Raw genomic sequence first — 17,222 nt, 5'->3', positions numbered from 1 at the left:
AAAAAAGCACTATCGGTTGTAAAGTTCCGAATGTTTGAGCATTCTATAGAACGAAGGAGCATATCGAAGGAAACTTTGTACAGTTTTTTCTGTACGTACTTTATGAACAGTTTTTTTGTTTGAAATGTAAGCAATGCTTCTGTTACAATTAATTTTGTCATTAACCGTTCAGGATGTTCAGAATTATGATTTTTATACTCAATCCTTAATGCAACATGGGGTTAATACCAAGCAAAGTATAGAAAGAAGAGGTGTATGTATGACGATTTTGGAAGTCAAAAATGTCAGCAAACTCTTTGGTCCTCACGCAGAGCAAGGTGTTCCGCTCCTGGAGCAAGGCTGGGGCAAGGAAAAGTTGGCCAAAGAAAAACAGATTACTGTTGGTGTCAATAAGGCCAACATGGAAATTAAGCAAGGTGAAATTTTCGTAATTATGGGGCTATCGGGCAGTGGCAAGTCTACTTTAGTGCGAATGCTAAATCGCTTGATTGAGCCTACCTCTGGTGAAATTCTGGTCCACGGCAAAGATCTCCGTAAGATGAACAAAGAACAACTTCGCGAAGTTCGTCGTAAAACCATCAGCATGGTTTTTCAAAAATTCGCCCTGTTCCCACATCGGACTGTACTAGAAAATGTAGAATATGGTCTTGAAATTCAAAAGGTAGAAAAAGCACAGCGTCAGGAAAAGGCGCAACAAGCGCTGGAACTGGTTGGTCTTAAAAACTGGGGCGATAAAATGCCCGATGAATTAAGTGGCGGTATGCAACAGCGTGTCGGTCTGGCACGGGCGCTGGCTAATGACCCTGAAGTGCTCCTGATGGATGAAGCATTCAGTGCATTGGACCCTCTCATTCGCCGTGACATGCAGGATGAGCTGTTGGAGCTTCAAGATAAAATGAAGAAAACCATTGTGTTTATCACCCATGATCTGGATGAAGCGCTGCGGATTGGTGACCGGATTGCATTGATGCGAGACGGTGCGGTCGTACAAATCGGTACACCGGAAGAAATTATGATCCAACCGGCTAACTCTTATGTAGCCCGCTTCGTCGAGGATGTGGATCTGTCCAAGGTATTGACGGCTGCTCATGTCATGCTTCGTCCAGAAACCATCACCATGGATCGTGGTCCGCGTGTGGCTCTGGAATTGATGCGGGAGCGTGGGATTTCCAATTTGTTCGTCATTGACCGCACCAAAAAGCTACTGGGTGTTATTAACGCCGAGGATGCTGTTCATGCACTGCGCAATAATTTGAAAATTGAAGATATTTTGATCACGGACGGACCGCAGGTTGCTGCCGAGACAGTCATTAATGATTTATTTGAAATTACAAGCTCGTCCAAGGTGCCGCTGGCTGTGGTCGATGACAAGCAAAAGCTGCTGGGCGTTATCGTCCGTGGAGCATTGCTCGGCGCACTTGGTGGAGATGTTACCACTACGAAGGAGGTGAATGCCCATGATACCGAAACTGCCAATCGCTGAGTGGATTCAATCCATTGTAGACTGGATGGGTATTCATCTGGCTGGATTGTTTAATGTTATTTCTTCCATTATAGAAGCTGTAGTTGGCTTTTTCTCAGGCCTGTTCATGCTTCCGCACCCTCTGGTGTTCATCGTAATCATCGGGATTATCGCCTTTATGATCGGGCGGGTTCAGCTTACGCTATTTACTGTCATCGGCTTCCTGCTGATTGATAATCTTGGTTATTGGAGTGAAACAATGAATACGCTCGGACTGGTCATCACGTCTGCGCTCGTATCCATTGTTATCGGGATTCCCATCGGGATCTGGTGTGCATACAGTAAATCGGCATCACGCATTATCACGCCTTTACTTGATTTTATGCAGACGATGCCTGCGTTCGTGTACTTGCTCCCAGCGGTTACCTTTTTCAGCCTGGGTGTTGTGCCGGGTGTTATCGCATCTGTTATCTTTGCTATCCCCCCAACCATTCGCATGACCAACTTGGGGATTATGCAAGTATCGGGTGAGCTGATCGAAGCATCAGACGCTTTTGGTTCAACATCTGCGCAAAAGCTGTTCAAAGTTCAGCTTCCACTTGCATTGCCTACCTTAATGGCTGGTATTAACCAGACGATTATGCTGTCACTGTCTATGGTTGTCATTGCTTCCATGATCGGTGCGGAAGGCATCGGTGCTGTTGTGTACCGTGCTGTGACACAGCTGCAAATCGGTAAAGGTTTTGAAGCCGGCTTAGCTGTTGTCGTTCTGGCTATTGTGCTTGACCGTTTTACGCAAAACCTGTTTAAACCTACGCAAAAAGGCAAAAGCCGCGTATCCAGCAAGCAAAAAGTATGGATTACTTCTGCAGTTACAGCTGTCATTTTGATCGCTGGTGCATCCCAATATTTTGTGGGTACAGATCATTCCGCATCTGGCAAAGGTAACGCTGCTGCCAACCCGGTTGGCGAAGAAGTCGGTTACAAAATTATCGGTATTGATGCCGGGGCAGGCATTATGAAATCGACTGCCAAAGCAATTCAAGACTACAATTTGTCTGATTGGAAGCTGGTTGAAGGTTCCGGTGCAGCTATGACGGCCACACTGGACAAAGCCATTAAAGCGAAAAAACCGATCATTATTACAGGTTGGACTCCACACTGGATGTTCAACAAGTATGATCTCAAATATTTGGAAGACCCTAAGAAGTCTTATGGTGAAGCCGAGGGGATTCATACGATTGCCCGTAAAGGCTTGCAGCAGGATGCTCCTATCGCTTATGAGTTTCTAAAACGTTTCAAATGGACACCAGAAGATATGGGTGAAATGATGGTCGCCATTCAAGCCGGAACCAGTCCTGAGCAAGCTGCCAAGGATTGGGCGGAGAAACATGCCGACAAGGTTCAGGAATGGACTCAAGGACTGCAACCTGTCAATGGTGACACCTTCAAGCTAAGTTATGTGGCTTGGGATTCTGAAATTGCCAGCACCAATTTGCTAAGTTATATTTTGGAGAACAAACTGGGTTACAAAGTAACCGCACTTCAAGTTGAAGCAGGTCCTATGTGGACGGGTGTCGCTAGTGGTGATGTAGATGCTTCACCGGCTGCATGGCTGCCGTTAACACATGCGGATTACTGGGCTAAATACAAGGATAAGCTCGACGATCTTGGGGCTAATATGAGCGGTGTTAAAACCGGATTGGTCGTTCCAGCTTACATGGATGTTAAATCGATTACTGATTTGCAGGATAACGGAGCCGAAGCGGCTCCGGCTTCCGCCACAACTGGGGACTTTGGCAAAGAGGTCGGCTACCGCATTGTCGGTACCGACCCTGGCGCCGGACTAATGAAGCTGACCGCTAAAGCTATGAATGACTATGGCTTATCCGACTGGAAGCTGCTTGAAAGCTCTGGAGCTGCTATGACTGCTACACTGGATAAAGCTATCAAAGCCAAGCAGCCTATCGTCGTAACAGGTTGGACTCCTCACTGGATGTTTAATAAATATGATTTGAAATACTTGAAAGATCCTAAAAAGGCGTACGGTGATAAGGAAGAAATTCATACAATCGCCCGCAAAGGCTTGAAGCAGGATGCTCCTGTGGCTTATGAATTTCTAAGCCGATTTAAGTGGACTGCTGAAGATATGGGTGAAGTGATGATCGCGATTCAGGACGGTACTGCCCCACAGCAGGCTGCCAAGAATTGGGCTGATAAACATCCTGACAAGGTTCAGGAATGGATCAAGGGTCTGCAGCCCGTCAACGGCGATCCTTTGAAGCTAAGCTACGCTGCTTGGGATTCTGAAATTGCCAGTACGAACGTATTGAAATATGTATTGGAACAAAAATTGGGCTATAAAGTAACAGCTCTGCAAGTGGAAATCGGCCCGATGTGGACTGGCGTGGCCAGCGGAAGTGTAGATGCTACCGCAGCCGCTTGGCTTCCATTGACGCATGCTGATTATTGGGCTCAATACAAGGATAAGGTGGATGACATCGGAACCAGCATGACTGGCGTTATGTCCGGACTTGTCGTTCCATCCTATGTGCCGATTGATTCTATCGAGGATCTTCAGCCGCCGCAATAATATTTTTTCTGCTTTTAAACCATACGAACAAGCAAAAGGCAGATCAGGGTTTACTCCTGATCTGCCTTTTTGTGATATCCAATATTTAGAGTTGCTCTCAGCCTTTTAGCGTGAATCCTTCTTGAGCGGACACATCGGCATGCTGCTCTGTCGTCTGGTGCTGTCTAAAGAATAACGGATAGATCGCGAAAGACACCAGCAGACTTACACAACCAATGACGCCTAGAGCAATCATATCTTTGAAGATGTATGTGATATCCAGTCCTTTGAGCGTGATGTTCCGTACAGCATCCAGGTAATACGTCAGTGGCAATATCTCAGCAAGCCCCCGCAAGAAGCCGGGCATTGCCTCTAATGGCCACGTATAGCCTGACAGCATAAAGGAAGGAACAGCAATCAGCATCAGAGTTTGGGTCGCATCTACTCTGGTTTTGGAAAAGAGACTGAACAGGAAGCCTAATCCGCACAAGGCAAAGTTAAAAACCAGCGACACTAAAATCAACGGCAATACCTGTCCCCTAAACGGAATATCGAAGCATAAAGCGCTGATACTGAATACAGTCAGCACATTGAAAGCTCCCGCTGCATAATACGGTGCCAGTTTGGCAATAGCCAAACGCCAAGGGGTATTTCTCCATGCGCCAAATCTCCCCCAAGTCCCTGCTTCCTTATCACGCGTGCAGGACAACGCGATACCAAGCAGCAAACACTGCTGGAGAGCCGCAGAGATAACCCCTAGGGGCATGAAAAGCTTATAATCATATACCGGGTTAAATAGCACTCTGGATCGGAACGGGATGGTAGTCAGCGTCGATGCGGCCTGATCGGCGTTCATTCCCTTTTGTTTCATGGAATTGACTGATACTCCGGCACTCACGCTACTAATAACCTGATTCGCAATCCGACTGGCACTATTGGAATACATCATATTACTGCCGTCAATCAGCGTGAGCACGGGTGGATTCTCCCCATGCTTAAGCCGAGTAGTAAAGTTGTCGGGAATGACGATTCCGACCTTAGCTTCTCCAGTCTCTACTTGACGGACTACATCATCCTGATTGTTTGCTTGCCGTGTAACGGCAAATGAATCGGTCGAATCAAACGCCTGAATGATCTGGCGACTGAGTTGCGAATTATCTCCGTCGTACACGGTGACAGGCATCTCGGTAATCCGCTGATGTGAATATAGGAAGCCGAATAGTATCGTATACACAATCGGCGTAATCAGCAGAATAGCCATAAAGCGGCGGTCCCGGAAGATGCTCAGCCATTCCTCGCGAAACACATCGCGGATACGAAGTCTTTCCTGTGAATCCTGCATATTACTGCGCCCCTTTGCCTGTAAACAGAACCGTGGAGCCTGTTGGAACCGATGCAGCAAGGTCTGGCAATGCTACTTTAACACCGAAGGAACGGACATCCTTGTCACCGGAGCTTTGGCTCGGTTTTTGAATGGCAAAGTCAGCAGCCGATTCTAACAGAATGACTTTACCCTTCAGCTCCTTACCGCCAGACAGCAATTTAATTTGGACTGTATCCCCTGCTTGAAGACCGTTCAGAGACGTTTCAGGTACATAGAATTTAGCCCAACGTTGTGTCGAAGTTTCAATGGTATAAACCGGGAACCCTGCACTAGCCATTTCACCTAAGCTAAGCGACTTGGATTTTACGATTCCATCCTCAGACGCACGCAGCGTAGTGTAGCTCAAATAGGTCTGAGCCTCCTGAAGCGCGGCTTCCGCTTGGGCTACCTGTGCATTGGCACCTGCAACCGCAGATTGAGCCTGCTCAACTGTGGATTGCGCCGCCTTCACCGCAGATTGCGCTTGTTCTACCGAAGCCTGAGCGGCTTTGACATCTTCCTGTTGCAGAGCAACTTTGCCCGCTCCTGCCTGTGCTTCCTTCACCGCAGCCAAGGCTTGGCGGTATTGAGCTTCAGCCGCCGTAATTTCCTCCTTGCGGCTTCCCTCCCGTGCCATATCCAATTTTTGCGACTCTGCATTATACTTGGCCACTGCCTGTTGATGTTCCAATGTCGCTTGATCCAAAGATGCCTGGGTTGCTGCACCGGCTTCTTGAAGCTTTTTGGCACGCTCCAGATTTTTAACGGTCAGGTCCAGCGTTTCCTTGGCTACCTTCACAGATACTTGCAATTGCTCAAGCTCCTGTGGTCTTGCCCCGCTCTTGAGGGCATCCAGTTTTGCCTTGGCAGCGTTCGCAGCCGCTTTGGCCTGTTCAATCTGGCTGGAGGAAGCCTCTGCGGTCACACTGACCGATGTCGTGCCTTGGCTTTTCTTGGCCTGAGCAGCACTCACAGTAGCCTGTGCCTGGCCTACGCCTGCTTGAGCCTGCAACACTCCAGCTTTTGCTTTGGATACATTACTCTTGGCTGCCAGCAATGCCGCCTGTGCCTGCTTCACCTTATCTTCCAACTCGCGACTTTCCAGATGGGCTAACACCTGCCCTTTTTTCACCTGATCGCCTTCTTTGACGAGCATCTGGTCAATCCGTCCTGCCATTTTAAAGCTGGCATTGAGGGTATCCGACTCCACATAAGCCGTAGGAATGGAAGAAGACTGATCCGCAGACAAGCTGCTTCCACCCCGTGGAAGAGCAGTTAAGGCATATATCCCAACCGCGATTAAAATAATAAGTACGACATAAATCGTATATTTTTTAGCTTTCATGTTTTCATCACTCCATCTGTATATTAATGTTGCATGCCCAATGCATTACACACAAAAACTTCAATACTTTCACGAACCTCTTGCAGATTCATCGTTTCGCCCCAAACCATTGACCTCATCGGTGCAAAAATGTAAATCCCAAATAAGCAATTGGCTGTTGTTTTGGCATCCAGCTTACTTGAAATTTTCCCATGAAACTTGCCGGAATCGATCTCTGCCTCCATAAAATCAAAATAGTCAGCCAGCACCTGCCTAATATTAAAATGCTGCTCTTGCGAAACCCAGCCCTTACTGACCAATAGACGGCAAAAGTCCGGTTCTCTCACAATAAACTCAATATGTACTTGGATTAGCTTGCGAATCCTAAGCTCCACCTGATCTTTAGGAGTATGAGCCATTGCTTCATGGATATCCCGGACAAAACGCTCCATCCCCATCTTCAAAATGTAAATGTACAATTCTTGCTTGTTTTTAAAATTGTAATACAGGGTTCCTTTGGCTATGCCACAAACTTTGGCAATTTCCTCCATATTTGTTTCATTAAATCCTCGTTCAGAAAAAGCTTTGAGTGCGCCGTTAAAAATAATTTCCTTTGTCTGCTGTTTCATGCTTCCTCCTTTTTTGAACTGACCGTCCAGTACAAAAATTATGTATTTATTATAAGCCCATTTTTAGTTATCCAGCAATAGGAAAAATAAAAATATTTCATTTTAGACAATTCGTCTAAACGCTTATTCTAAAAGTGAAAATGCAAAAACGGATCGAATAAGTGAGGGGGTCACTCATTCGATCCGCTATGTCATAAAATCGGATGATAAGGGGGCCATTCTACGGATTATCAACCGATTTTAAGGGAAGGCCGACTATTTTTTCACGGTTTGATTATATTGCGCAATTTTGCCTGTAATTTCTTGTGTAGCTTGATCCAATGCCTGTTTTGGTTGTTGCTGGCCACTCAGCACAGCCTCGATTGCACCTTCGACGATTTGACGCGCTTCTGGGAATACGCCCATCACTGCGCCCTGTGTAGCGGTGGATTGTGCCGATGCATGCAATTGGTCAACCGCCGTCTGGAATTGCGGATATTTTACCATATTGTCTTTAAGTACCTTTTCGTCATAGGCCGCTTTCGTGATCGGGAAGTACCCGGTATTCACACTCCATTGTGCCTGTACAGCTGGGGAAGCGACGAATTTAATGAACTCCCATGCTGCCTTCTGCTGGGCTTCGGGCTTGTTGTTCATGATGTACAAGCTTGCGCCGCCTACAACCACGCCGCCTTCTTTAGCTTCATTGGCTCTTGGCAGGAATCCTGTGCCTACTTCAAATTTATCGCCAACCTGCTCCACAATATTACGCAGCGAAGCGGTGGAATCCAGCGTCATTGCAATTTGCCCTGCGGAAAAAGCCTTTGCCGTATCGTCCGAGTTACGTCCCAGATTGGATACAACCTTTTCATCGATCATTTTCTTCCACCACGTTAGGGTTTTTACACCTGCATCCGAATTCAGCATGGATTCCGTTGCCGCTTGATCACGACCATTGCCATTATTCACATAATCTGCGTTCTGATTGGCAAACAGTTGTTCCATAAACCAGCCGTAGATGGCAATGGAAGCACCGGATTTACCATCCTTGCTCAAGGCTTTAGCAGCCTTTTCGAACTCATCATACGTTTTCGGAGGATTAGCTGGCTCAAGTCCTGCGGCTTTGAATGCATCCTTGTTGTAATATAAAATCGGGTTTGACGTATTGAACGGCATGGCGTTCAGTTTACCATCAATCGTATAGTATCGTGTAATATTCGGCTCTAGCTGTGACAGATCGAACTTGTCTGCATCAATAAATTGTTGTACGGGTGTGATCATTTTGGAGTCGATCATGAATTTACTACCGATTTCATATACCTGAATGATGTCCGGTCCGCTGTCGGAACCAAGCGACGCTTTCAGCTTGTTCAAGCTATCATCATATTTGCCTTGATATACTGGCTCTACCTGAATGTCCTTATGACTGGCGTTAAAATCAGCAGCGATCTGCTTGATTGCTTTTTCACCGTTACCGGACATCGAATGCCACCAAGTCAGCTTCACTGGGGAAGCCGCTGCTGCTCCATCACTACCATTACTCGGCTTCTCTGCAGCAGTATTATTGCTACAACCTGCTGCAACCACCATGGCAGTCAGAATAAGCAGGGTCAATGCACTTTTCAGACGAAAAAATCTCATAATCTCTCTTCTCTCCCTTTGATTAAATGATTCTTGAATTGGCATTCTCTTGCGATATTCTTGTGTGTTGATGCTCTGTATATGGGCTGCTTGCGCAGGTGTTGCTTATCATTTTAAATATGTGGTCAGCCTTTAAGTGCACCCGCCGCCATTCCACGAACCAACTGTTTTAGTCCAAAGATCAGCAGGAGCAGAGACGGTAAAATGACAAGAGCCGTACCCGCAAATACCAGATTCCATGAAGTCGATTCCTGAAATTCGAGCATGGATATGCCGATCTGTACCGTGCGCATATTCTCGCTATTGGTGATCAGTAAAGGCCAGAGGTACGAATTGTACATATTCAGGAACGAATACACAGCCAGTGTTCCGAGCGCAGGGCGCGATAACGGAAGCACATGGAACAGAAAGTAACGGATATGTCCGCACCCATCCATACGAGCCGCCTCGAACAGTTCCTTGGGAAGCTGGAGAAAAAATTGCCTTAACAGGAATGTCCCGAATGCCGTCGCCAGAAAAGGAACCGTCAACCCTTGATATGTATCAAGCCAATTCCAGCTCCGTACCGTCAGGTAGTTTGGAATAATGGTCACTTCCCAAGGGATCATCATTGTCGCAACAAACATGCTGAAAATGAAGTTTTTTCCCTTGAATTCCATTTTGGCAAAGGCATAGGCCGCCAAGCTCGCTGTAATCAGTTGCCCAATCATTGTAAGACCCGAAATGAGAAATGTATTTCCAATAAAGGCTGCAATCGGAACGATTTCAAACACTTCAGTAAAATTGGCCATATGAAAAGAATGCGGGAAAAAGCTTGGTGGGTAAGCGCTCGCTTCCTCGGGAGACATGACTGCCATAAAAAACGTATATATAACCGGATACAAAATGAGAGCAGCTGCAATCGTAAGCAGCACATACAGCAATGTAGAATTCAGGTGTCGTTTCATTGGTAATGCACCTTTCTTTCCACCCATTTGAACTGAATCATCGTGAGCAGCAGAATGACAGCAAACAAGACAATGGCCTGCGCGCTCCCCGTTCCGAACCGGAAATTAACGAAAGCTTCCTGATAGATGGAATACACAAATACATTCGTACTGTTCACCGGACCGCCTTTGGTCAAAATGTTAATTTGAGCAAAAGACTGGAAGGCTCCAATGATAGAAACTACGGTTACAAAAAAGATCGTCGGTGATAACAGTGGCATGGAGATACGCCAGAACGTGACGAGCGGGCCAGCTCCGTCCATTTTGGCACTTTCATACATATCATCTGGAATCCCTTGAAGTCCGCTCGATAAGATAATGTAATTGAAGCCTAGATTCATCCAGATGGTCATTATGGCTACTGAAAACAGCGCCCAATCGGGGCTGGTCAGCCACGGAACCGGATGGATATGTAGCAGGGAAAGCACATAGTTGAACATCCCCAGTGTTGGATGAAAAAGAAATTTCCAAATGACCGCAGATGAACCGACCGACAACACCATCGGCAGCGAAAAGGCAAACTGGAAGATACGCATTCCCCGCAATTTACTGTGTGTAAGTGCAGCCAGTACCAGCGCCAATAAAATACCTACTGGTACGGTTAACAGTGCAAACAGGAGTGTCACCTTAATCCCTTGCAGAAACAGTCCCGAGCTGAAAAGTGTAGTGAAATTATCTAATCCTACATATGCTGCAACGTTTCCTGCGGGATCTGTAGAATGCAAGCTGAGATAAACGGACTTGATCATCGGATAAAACATAAATACAGCAAACAAAATAAGCGATGGAGCCAAAAAGGTATACGCCAGCGCGTTTTCGCGCAGTCTTTGAATTTTTAGCGAACCCGTGCGTATGCGGGCTTTAGACGAAGTCTGTTGCTGACTCCTCGTCCCCAGTCCCATAGATTTGTTAAGCTCACCCAAAACGGAGCGCCCCTTTCTTTTCAAACCAACCTCAGTAAGTGTATCGTTTCGATGTAAAGGGAACGTCAAGTGGGCTGGAGTAAAATGTTAATGTTTTTTCTTATTGTAAAAGCAACTCTCTATAGGTATGAGCACAAGGACGGTTATAACCCTGTTGAGCTAGCGTTCGATCCAAATACAATCTGTCTAGTTAAAAAGACAAAAAAACCTCCAATTCCGTAAGGAGCCTGCCATTGGCCCATTACGAAGTTGGAGGTTTTAGTTATCTCTATACAATCTCCACTCGGCAGGTGGGTGAACACCTCGTTCACACCCTGATTAATCAGCGTGATGTTCCCTCTAGAATCCGACAAATAGATCTAATCTTGAGTGATTTGAAATGATGAATCTTAGAAACGGGGAATGGTATGCGCTCTTTCTTGGCAGGCTAATGTGAGAATACGTAAGAACGGAGAAGAAGCCTGATGAAATATAACCGATTACTATCTGCAAGTATCGCTGTTTCCTTGTTTTGTGCCAGCTTGTGCCCCACAACCTATACAAATACTGCACAAGCCGCATCTTACACCTCCCCTACTCCTACAAAGGGAAGAGCCTATTATGAAGAACGCGGCGACATTGTATGGGAAGTTCCTACCCATCGCAAGTTGATTGCCCTCACATTCGACGACGGACCGGATGGACGCAATACGCCTGCCATTTTGGATTTGCTTAAAGAATACGATGCTAAAGCGACCTTTTTTGTCGTCGGCAGTCGTGTAGAAAAGCTGCCTCAACTTGTCAAGCGGGAACGAGAAGAAGGGCATGAAGTTGGCAACCATACCTTCCTTCACTCATCCTTTCAGTATATTTCTCGCAACAAAGCTCTGTCCGAATTGGATCAAGCTCAGGCGAGCATCATACAGGCAACTGGTGCGGGGACCCATCTTTTTAGGCCGCCCGGCGGCTCCTATACCGATTCGCTGGTCAAGCTCTCCAAGGAGAAAGGGCTGAAAATTATTTTATGGTCCTGGCATCAGGACACCTTAGATTGGCGAAAACCCGGTGTACATCGTATCGCTAATAAGGTCCTTCGCAACGTCCGTAACGGCGACATTGTCCTCATGCACGATTATGTACATCAAAGTACGCAAACCGTTGAAGCCTTGAAAATTATTCTACCTGAGCTCAAGAAGAGAGGTTATACCTTCGTTACGGTATCTGAATTACTCTCTAATCGGGAAAAACCGGATGGGCTGATTGAAGTGAATAAGTGAAAGGAAGAATTAAACTCCGTCAATTATTTGTTGACGGAGTTTTATATAGCGTTGCAGTATGAGACTCTTGGCATTTGGTTTTGAAAAGGATCTCATCCCCCAAAATATAAAAAGCCGCGATTTACGCGGCAATTAAAAGATCATTGCTATACTTCAGTCCAATGTTTTGGAGGCAAGCCATTGCATCATCGTTGTTTTCTTTCCGTTAATCACCTTCGATACTTCGTTGTTATATACGTAAATCCAAGACCAATGGCCGTTGTATTCATACGGTGTTTGGTCGCTCTTCTTGTACAAACCAGAGGTATCCACTACGTTATCAAATAACGACATATGAACATCCTTTGCTCCAGCATTCACTAAACGGTTGTAAGTCGGAACCGTATAATCGTTGGGCGGAACCACGGTGTCGGTTTTGGCAGCCACAAACCAGATCGGCAGGTCCTTCATTTCGTTAATCTGTTCATCGGTTATAAGACTATCCTTCAAGGCTTCACATGCAACCACAGCTGCTGCAAAATAATCTTTATAGTCACGGATCATCAGCATAGTCATGTAACCACCGTTGGAGTCTCCACCAATGTAGATTCGATCTGTATCAATGTCTTTGTTTTGGGCCACGTAATCCTTAATTAAGGACATCAATGCTTGCTCATACTTGGAGGTTCCGTCCCCAAAGCTTGTAAAGCCATCCATCCAGTAGGTTGGGGTCTGAGGTGCCAACACATAAGCCCCGCCAAAATAGGATTGGATATCCTTAGAGGCAAAATTTGCTGCTTTATTTCCGGCAATCGGAATCGTTGGATCGGTACCTCCCTCACCCATACCATGCAGCCAGATCACCAAAGGGTTTTTCACTTTGTCTTTTGCCGGTGCATAGTCTGCGTAGGTTAAAGTAACTCCATCAAAAGTAGATTTACCGGTCGCAAATTGATCAACCAACTTCCGTATCTGTCCTGCGGAAGTATCAATCTTCAAATCGGAAATCGTTCCGGATTTGATTTTAATAGCTTTTTGCTGCGTGATCGTGTATTTGTTATCATTCCATGCATTAAACCCGGAGCCTGCCGCATCATAATGAATAGCGGAGCTTAGTGTTAATGTCGGACCGATTTCCATTTCCAATACAACATAGCTTCCGGTTTTATTTACAGGATTTCCACTTTTGTCCGATACATAGGCCTTGGTGACTTTCCGGTTGCCATTTTCAATAAAGGGATTTACCAACCGATTGTCGCTTCTTCCCACATGCACCTTAAATGTATCCTTAGTTATCGCATCTTTAGGGACTGGCTTACCCAGGTTAACAATGATCTTCGTAATGGCTGCTCCCCAATCCTTAACTTCCGCAACCGTCCGGTATGAGGTGGGCTGTATCTTTACATCCTTGGCCCATGCACCGGAGCTGAAAACAAGAGTCGTACCGATAGCTAAAGTGAGTAACATAGTTGTCTTAGCAGCCTTTTGAAACCGTTTAAACATGATGTCTTACCTCCCAGATCCATTAATAGAACGCTTACATTGTTTATTTTAATAATCTTTTTAATTTGCATCCTGTCTTTTATTAGCCTAATTCAGGTCAATTACTGACTCCTTGCTCCAGAATACCTCTTGTTCTCTTTTCGATATTGATGCGGTGTTGCCTGGAAAACCTTCTTAAATACCCTGGCAAAAGACTTCTCGTTCGGAAAACCGTGCTCCAACGCAATTTGTATGATGGAATGATCCGTATTCATAAGAACACGATAAGATCTCTCCAGACGGATGGCATTGATATATTGAAATAGAGTCATCCCTACATGCTTCACAAAAAAACGGGACAAATATTCGGGAGATAGTCCAAAAACCTGGGCTATGGAATCCAGGGATAAGCTTTGATCGTAATTCTCTTTGATATAATTGGTTATCAGCGTCAGCCGCTCCAAATATTTATCAGAGTTAAAGCCGGGGATAGATTCATTGTCCATTTTAAAATGCATTAATAACAGATACACCAGTTTATAAGATAGCGATGTTAAATGGATATGTGCTAAAGAATCATTATGCTGATTGAGATAAGCCACAAATAAGGTGTTTAGCAAATCACGCAGCTCCGCAAAATGCTGTAATCTCTGCTCGTTAGTTTCGAAAATGGATATACAGTCAAATGAAATGGGGTTACTGCCGTTGACATTTGCTCTAATAAATTCAGAAGGAATCAGAACGGTTATGGCCTCTCTTCCTTTTCCCTTAGCCACAGAAAAGGAATGAATAGCATTCGAATTAATGAGCACAATATCTCCTTCTTTGGAGCTATAGCTCGCACCATCAATATAGATATGGTCAATTCTTCCTGAAAGTACATAGGATATTTCGATGCTATCGTGCCAATGCCCAGGTATGTATGCTGGTTCATTGGAGGAATGAACTATAATTTTTAACGGAAAATGATTATCTGCCTGGACCAGCTCATATTTGTATTCCAAGTTTATCGCTCCTCTCAGATGTGACCTCATAAATAGAAGAAAATGGCTTCAGCAGAGTGCCGAAACCACTTGTATTTAACCTCCCTCTCTCTATAAACAAAAAAACCTAAGTATAACAAAATACATAAGATCCTTGGATCTTAACATTTTGTTCCTTAGGTTTTGCCTGCGTAACAGTAACAATCCTAGTGCTATTCATTTAATTAAGCTAAGTATATAGTGGGTTGAAATACATGTCAACGCTTTCATTTTAGAGCGTAATGAAGTGAAAAAACTGGATTAATTTTCGCCTATAAACGTTTTTGAACTTAACTCTTATTTTATAACATGGTTTGTTCCCTGTTCAGAAAATTTCATTTGCCTATATTCATTCATATTCCCGAGATTGTGATTTTTTATGTGATTTTTTGTGATTCAAATAACGAAATATTCATCACATATCGGCCTCATCAACAATTTCCTTCTATTGTATATTGAGGCATAGGAAGTAGCAATGATATTTCTGAAATTTAATATTCTCTAAAATACCTCTTCCTAAACAGCTGGCATTTTAACGATCACATATCATAATTGTGGCTTGGTAACTTGGAAAAATGTACTGAAATTAATTTATTGACATGAAACCAGTTACATATTTTAATCTTGTTTTGTAGCGAGAGATCATAGATAAGCATGTGACCAACTCGTTTTGAATTTTTTTAAGGACATTTTAAATGTCCATTATAAAGTATTTAAAAAAAGAGTTTTATGAATTTCACAGGAGGCGAATTTGATGGGAATATTAGGTGGATATATTGACCACGTGCGTTTTGATGGGTTCGTATTTTATCATTAGCGCAATTGTATATTCGCAAAAGTTCAAATTCTGGTGGAAAACATGCAAGTGAAATACGTCGATCATTGCAATCAGAAGGATAAACAAGACAAACAAAAAACAGGAGGGTAATAAGTATGATTAAACTTGTAGTCACTGATCTAGACGGAACATTTCTGAACAATAAAAGTTTGTACGATGTCGAACTTTTCAAAAAAGTTTATGCAGAGATGCAGCAAAAAGAAGTCACATTTGTCGCATGTACAGGTAAACAATGTGAACGTGTTGAAAAATTGTTTGACGAACATGGCAAGGGAGTTTGGATATTGGGTGACAGTGCTGCTCGAATTAAAAAAGATGGCCAAGTGGTTAAAGAGTTTAGTATTGATCGAGATCTAGCTCTACAGGCAATTGATCAAATTCAAGACTTCGACAACAATATGACACTTATTGTATGTGCTAGTGATGCTGCGTACGTTCATTCTTCCATTTCAGAAGACATGTATAACGTTGTTAAAGGCTCCTATGAACGTGTATTAAAAACAGACTCCTTTGCAAACATAGATAGCTGTTTTATCAAAATTACGGTCTTCGACACGGAGGGACGAAGTACAGCATTAAGAGCGCATGTTGAGAATACGTTGGGTGGGAAAATTTATATTGTTGATTCAGAAGCTAGATGGCTGGATATCACGGCATTGCATACGCATAAAGGTGAGACAGTAAAGAAACTGCAAGAAATGTTGGGCGTCACATACGAGGAAACAATGTCATTTGGTGACGGCGAGAATGATGTGGAACTCATGGCAATTGCGAAATACAGTTTTGCAGTGAGTAATGCTTGTGAAAATACTAAAAAGGCAGCAAACTTCATTACTAAGTCAAACGAAGAAAATGGTGTTCTTCTCACGATTCAAAAAATACTGGATTTGCAGTGATCCTTTCCTTGTCTGTCAACTGGTATTGCATTATGTAAAAGAGGGGGCAATGGTGTGATTGCCCCGCTCATGAAAATGATCAGCATATCGTATCAAATTAATAGCAATGCATTATTAGCGAAGCAAAACGTCAATTTACAGTTAATAAGTATTTAGAAATATTCGTTGAATATAGCATCCTTCATCTTGAACAAGCTGATGACATTGAAATCTTTCACTTGCTTGCCTTTTCAGGGATACGATCTGGGGAACTCTGTGCTTTAAAAGATACGGACTTTAACTTTGAATTAAATGAGTTACGAATAACCAAGACACTTTACAATCCTGATAATAATATGCGTAAATACATTCTAACTCCACCCAAATCTACAGGATCTATTCGTAAATTTAATATAATTGATAACGTTATGAATTTGCTCCAAAGACACATTGTTAAACAACAAGCTTTCAGACTTGAATGCAAGAAATTATTTGATGATTATCATGAAAACAACTTTGTTTTTGCCCACAAGAACGGCTACCCACTCATTCAAAAAAATATATTAATCCGTATGGAACGTATTCTCAAGAAAACCTCAATTAAAAAGAAAGCTACTCCTCACATTTTTCGGCACACTCACATATCGATGCTGACTGAAGCTGAAGTTGATATCAAAACAATCATGAAGCGAGTTGGTCATGATGACGCAAAAACGACATTGAAAGTCTATACACACGTTACGGAGAAAATGAAGAAAAATGCCAATGCGAAGATTAAAAATCACTTCTCAGACATCCTTCAAATCTGACTCGTTGCAGAGAATGTGATTTTTATGTGATTTTATAGAAAAAGGCTCCCTCTCGGGAGCCCTTTAAATAGCGGTATTACAG

The 17,222-nt window shown here is 43.9% G+C and carries 13 protein-coding genes; 5 read left to right on the top strand and 8 right to left on the bottom strand.

Going from position 1 to position 17,222, the window contains the following annotated elements:
- Positions 1-259: 259 nt before the first annotated feature.
- Together MKY75_RS06285 and MKY75_RS06280 are read left to right on the top strand one after the other, a co-directional pair.
- The gene (locus MKY75_RS06285) at positions 260-1,483 is read left to right on the top strand and encodes a quaternary amine ABC transporter ATP-binding protein (RefSeq protein ID WP_029516322.1); all 1,224 of its coding nucleotides are present in this window, start codon (positions 260-262) and stop codon (positions 1,481-1,483) included.
- The gene (locus MKY75_RS06280) at positions 1,458-4,055 is read left to right on the top strand and encodes a glycine betaine ABC transporter substrate-binding protein (RefSeq protein WP_165144883.1); all 2,598 of its coding nucleotides are present in this window, start codon (positions 1,458-1,460) and stop codon (positions 4,053-4,055) included. The genes MKY75_RS06285 and MKY75_RS06280 overlap by 26 nt, the downstream gene beginning before the upstream one ends.
- Positions 4,056-4,152: 97 nt before the next feature.
- Here MKY75_RS06280 and MKY75_RS06275 read toward each other — a convergent pair whose 3' ends face one another.
- The 6 genes from MKY75_RS06275 to MKY75_RS06250 all read right to left on the bottom strand — a co-directional run bounded on the left by MKY75_RS06275 (position 4,153) and on the right by MKY75_RS06250 (position 10,879).
- Positions 4,153-5,376 (bottom strand): ABC transporter permease, encoded by a 1,224-nt coding sequence (locus MKY75_RS06275; RefSeq protein WP_029516319.1) that lies wholly within the window; start codon positions 5,374-5,376, stop codon positions 4,153-4,155.
- 1 nt (position 5,377) lies between these two features.
- The gene (locus MKY75_RS06270) at positions 5,378-6,742 is read right to left on the bottom strand and encodes an HlyD family secretion protein (RefSeq protein WP_165144881.1); all 1,365 of its coding nucleotides are present in this window, start codon (positions 6,740-6,742) and stop codon (positions 5,378-5,380) included.
- A 23-nt stretch (positions 6,743-6,765) separates the two neighbouring features.
- Complete coding sequence (locus tag MKY75_RS06265; RefSeq protein ID WP_069011115.1) at positions 6,766-7,350, bottom strand: TetR/AcrR family transcriptional regulator; 585 nt, start codon at positions 7,348-7,350, stop codon at positions 6,766-6,768.
- A 255-nt stretch (positions 7,351-7,605) separates the two neighbouring features.
- Positions 7,606-8,970, bottom strand: coding sequence for an ABC transporter substrate-binding protein (locus MKY75_RS06260; protein ID WP_165144879.1), 1,365 nt, complete (start codon positions 8,968-8,970; stop codon positions 7,606-7,608).
- Positions 8,971-9,095: 125 nt separating this feature from the next.
- Positions 9,096-9,917 (bottom strand): carbohydrate ABC transporter permease, encoded by an 822-nt coding sequence (locus MKY75_RS06255; RefSeq protein ID WP_029516315.1) that lies wholly within the window; start codon positions 9,915-9,917, stop codon positions 9,096-9,098.
- Positions 9,914-10,879, bottom strand: coding sequence for a carbohydrate ABC transporter permease (locus MKY75_RS06250; RefSeq protein WP_069011113.1), 966 nt, complete (start codon positions 10,877-10,879; stop codon positions 9,914-9,916). The genes MKY75_RS06255 and MKY75_RS06250 overlap by 4 nt, the downstream gene beginning before the upstream one ends.
- Positions 10,880-11,343: 464 nt before the next feature.
- Here MKY75_RS06250 and MKY75_RS06245 point away from each other — a divergent pair, with 464 nt between their 5' ends.
- Positions 11,344-12,135 carry a polysaccharide deacetylase family protein gene (locus MKY75_RS06245; RefSeq protein ID WP_165144877.1) on the top strand — a complete coding sequence of 264 codons (792 nt, stop codon included), beginning with the start codon at positions 11,344-11,346 and terminating at the stop codon, positions 12,133-12,135.
- Between the two features lie 153 nt (positions 12,136-12,288).
- Here MKY75_RS06245 and MKY75_RS06240 read toward each other — a convergent pair whose 3' ends face one another.
- Both MKY75_RS06240 and MKY75_RS06235 read right to left on the bottom strand, forming a co-directional pair.
- Positions 12,289-13,617 carry a prolyl oligopeptidase family serine peptidase gene (locus tag MKY75_RS06240; RefSeq protein ID WP_340884697.1) on the bottom strand — a complete coding sequence of 443 codons (1,329 nt, stop codon included), beginning with the start codon at positions 13,615-13,617 and terminating at the stop codon, positions 12,289-12,291.
- 101 nt (positions 13,618-13,718) lie between these two features.
- The gene (locus MKY75_RS06235; protein WP_029516309.1) at positions 13,719-14,600 is read right to left on the bottom strand and encodes an AraC family transcriptional regulator; all 882 of its coding nucleotides are present in this window, start codon (positions 14,598-14,600) and stop codon (positions 13,719-13,721) included.
- Between the two features lie 951 nt (positions 14,601-15,551).
- Between MKY75_RS06235 and MKY75_RS06230 the strand changes: the two genes are divergently transcribed.
- Positions 15,552-16,352, top strand: coding sequence for a Cof-type HAD-IIB family hydrolase (locus MKY75_RS06230; RefSeq protein WP_165144873.1), 801 nt, complete (start codon positions 15,552-15,554; stop codon positions 16,350-16,352).
- A gap of 218 nt (positions 16,353-16,570) precedes the next feature.
- Positions 16,571-17,140, top strand: coding sequence for a site-specific integrase (locus MKY75_RS06225; RefSeq protein WP_238437686.1), 570 nt, complete (start codon positions 16,571-16,573; stop codon positions 17,138-17,140).
- Positions 17,141-17,222 lie beyond the last annotated feature (82 nt).

Source organism: Paenibacillus sp. FSL L8-0663 (genome assembly GCF_038008125.1).
In the GTDB taxonomy this organism is placed as follows: Bacteria; Bacillota; Bacilli; order Paenibacillales; family Paenibacillaceae; genus Paenibacillus; species Paenibacillus polymyxa_D.
The sequence above is the reverse complement of the archived record's forward strand: the minus strand, read 5'-3'. Positions and strand labels throughout refer to the sequence as shown.

What these genes read in the sequence shown, in the direction of transcription:
- MKY75_RS06245 (WP_165144877.1), top strand. Translation starts at nt 11,344, where the DNA reads ATGAAATATAACCGATTACTATCTGCAAGTATCGCTGTTTCCTTGTTT.
- MKY75_RS06230 (WP_165144873.1), top strand. Translation starts at nt 15,552, where the DNA reads ATGATTAAACTTGTAGTCACTGATCTAGACGGAACATTTCTGAACAAT.
- MKY75_RS06255 (WP_029516315.1), bottom strand. Translation starts at nt 9,917, where the DNA reads ATGAAACGACACCTGAATTCTACATTGCTGTATGTGCTGCTTACGATT.
- MKY75_RS06260 (WP_165144879.1), bottom strand. Translation starts at nt 8,970, where the DNA reads ATGAGATTTTTTCGTCTGAAAAGTGCATTGACCCTGCTTATTCTGACT.
- MKY75_RS06275 (WP_029516319.1), bottom strand. Translation starts at nt 5,376, where the DNA reads ATGCAGGATTCACAGGAAAGACTTCGTATCCGCGATGTGTTTCGCGAG.
- MKY75_RS06270 (WP_165144881.1), bottom strand. Translation starts at nt 6,742, where the DNA reads ATGAAAGCTAAAAAATATACGATTTATGTCGTACTTATTATTTTAATC.
- MKY75_RS06240 (WP_340884697.1), bottom strand. Translation starts at nt 13,617, where the DNA reads ATGTTTAAACGGTTTCAAAAGGCTGCTAAGACAACTATGTTACTCACT.
- MKY75_RS06265 (WP_069011115.1), bottom strand. Translation starts at nt 7,350, where the DNA reads ATGAAACAGCAGACAAAGGAAATTATTTTTAACGGCGCACTCAAAGCT.
- MKY75_RS06285 (WP_029516322.1), top strand. Translation starts at nt 260, where the DNA reads ATGACGATTTTGGAAGTCAAAAATGTCAGCAAACTCTTTGGTCCTCAC.
- MKY75_RS06280 (WP_165144883.1), top strand. Translation starts at nt 1,458, where the DNA reads ATGATACCGAAACTGCCAATCGCTGAGTGGATTCAATCCATTGTAGAC.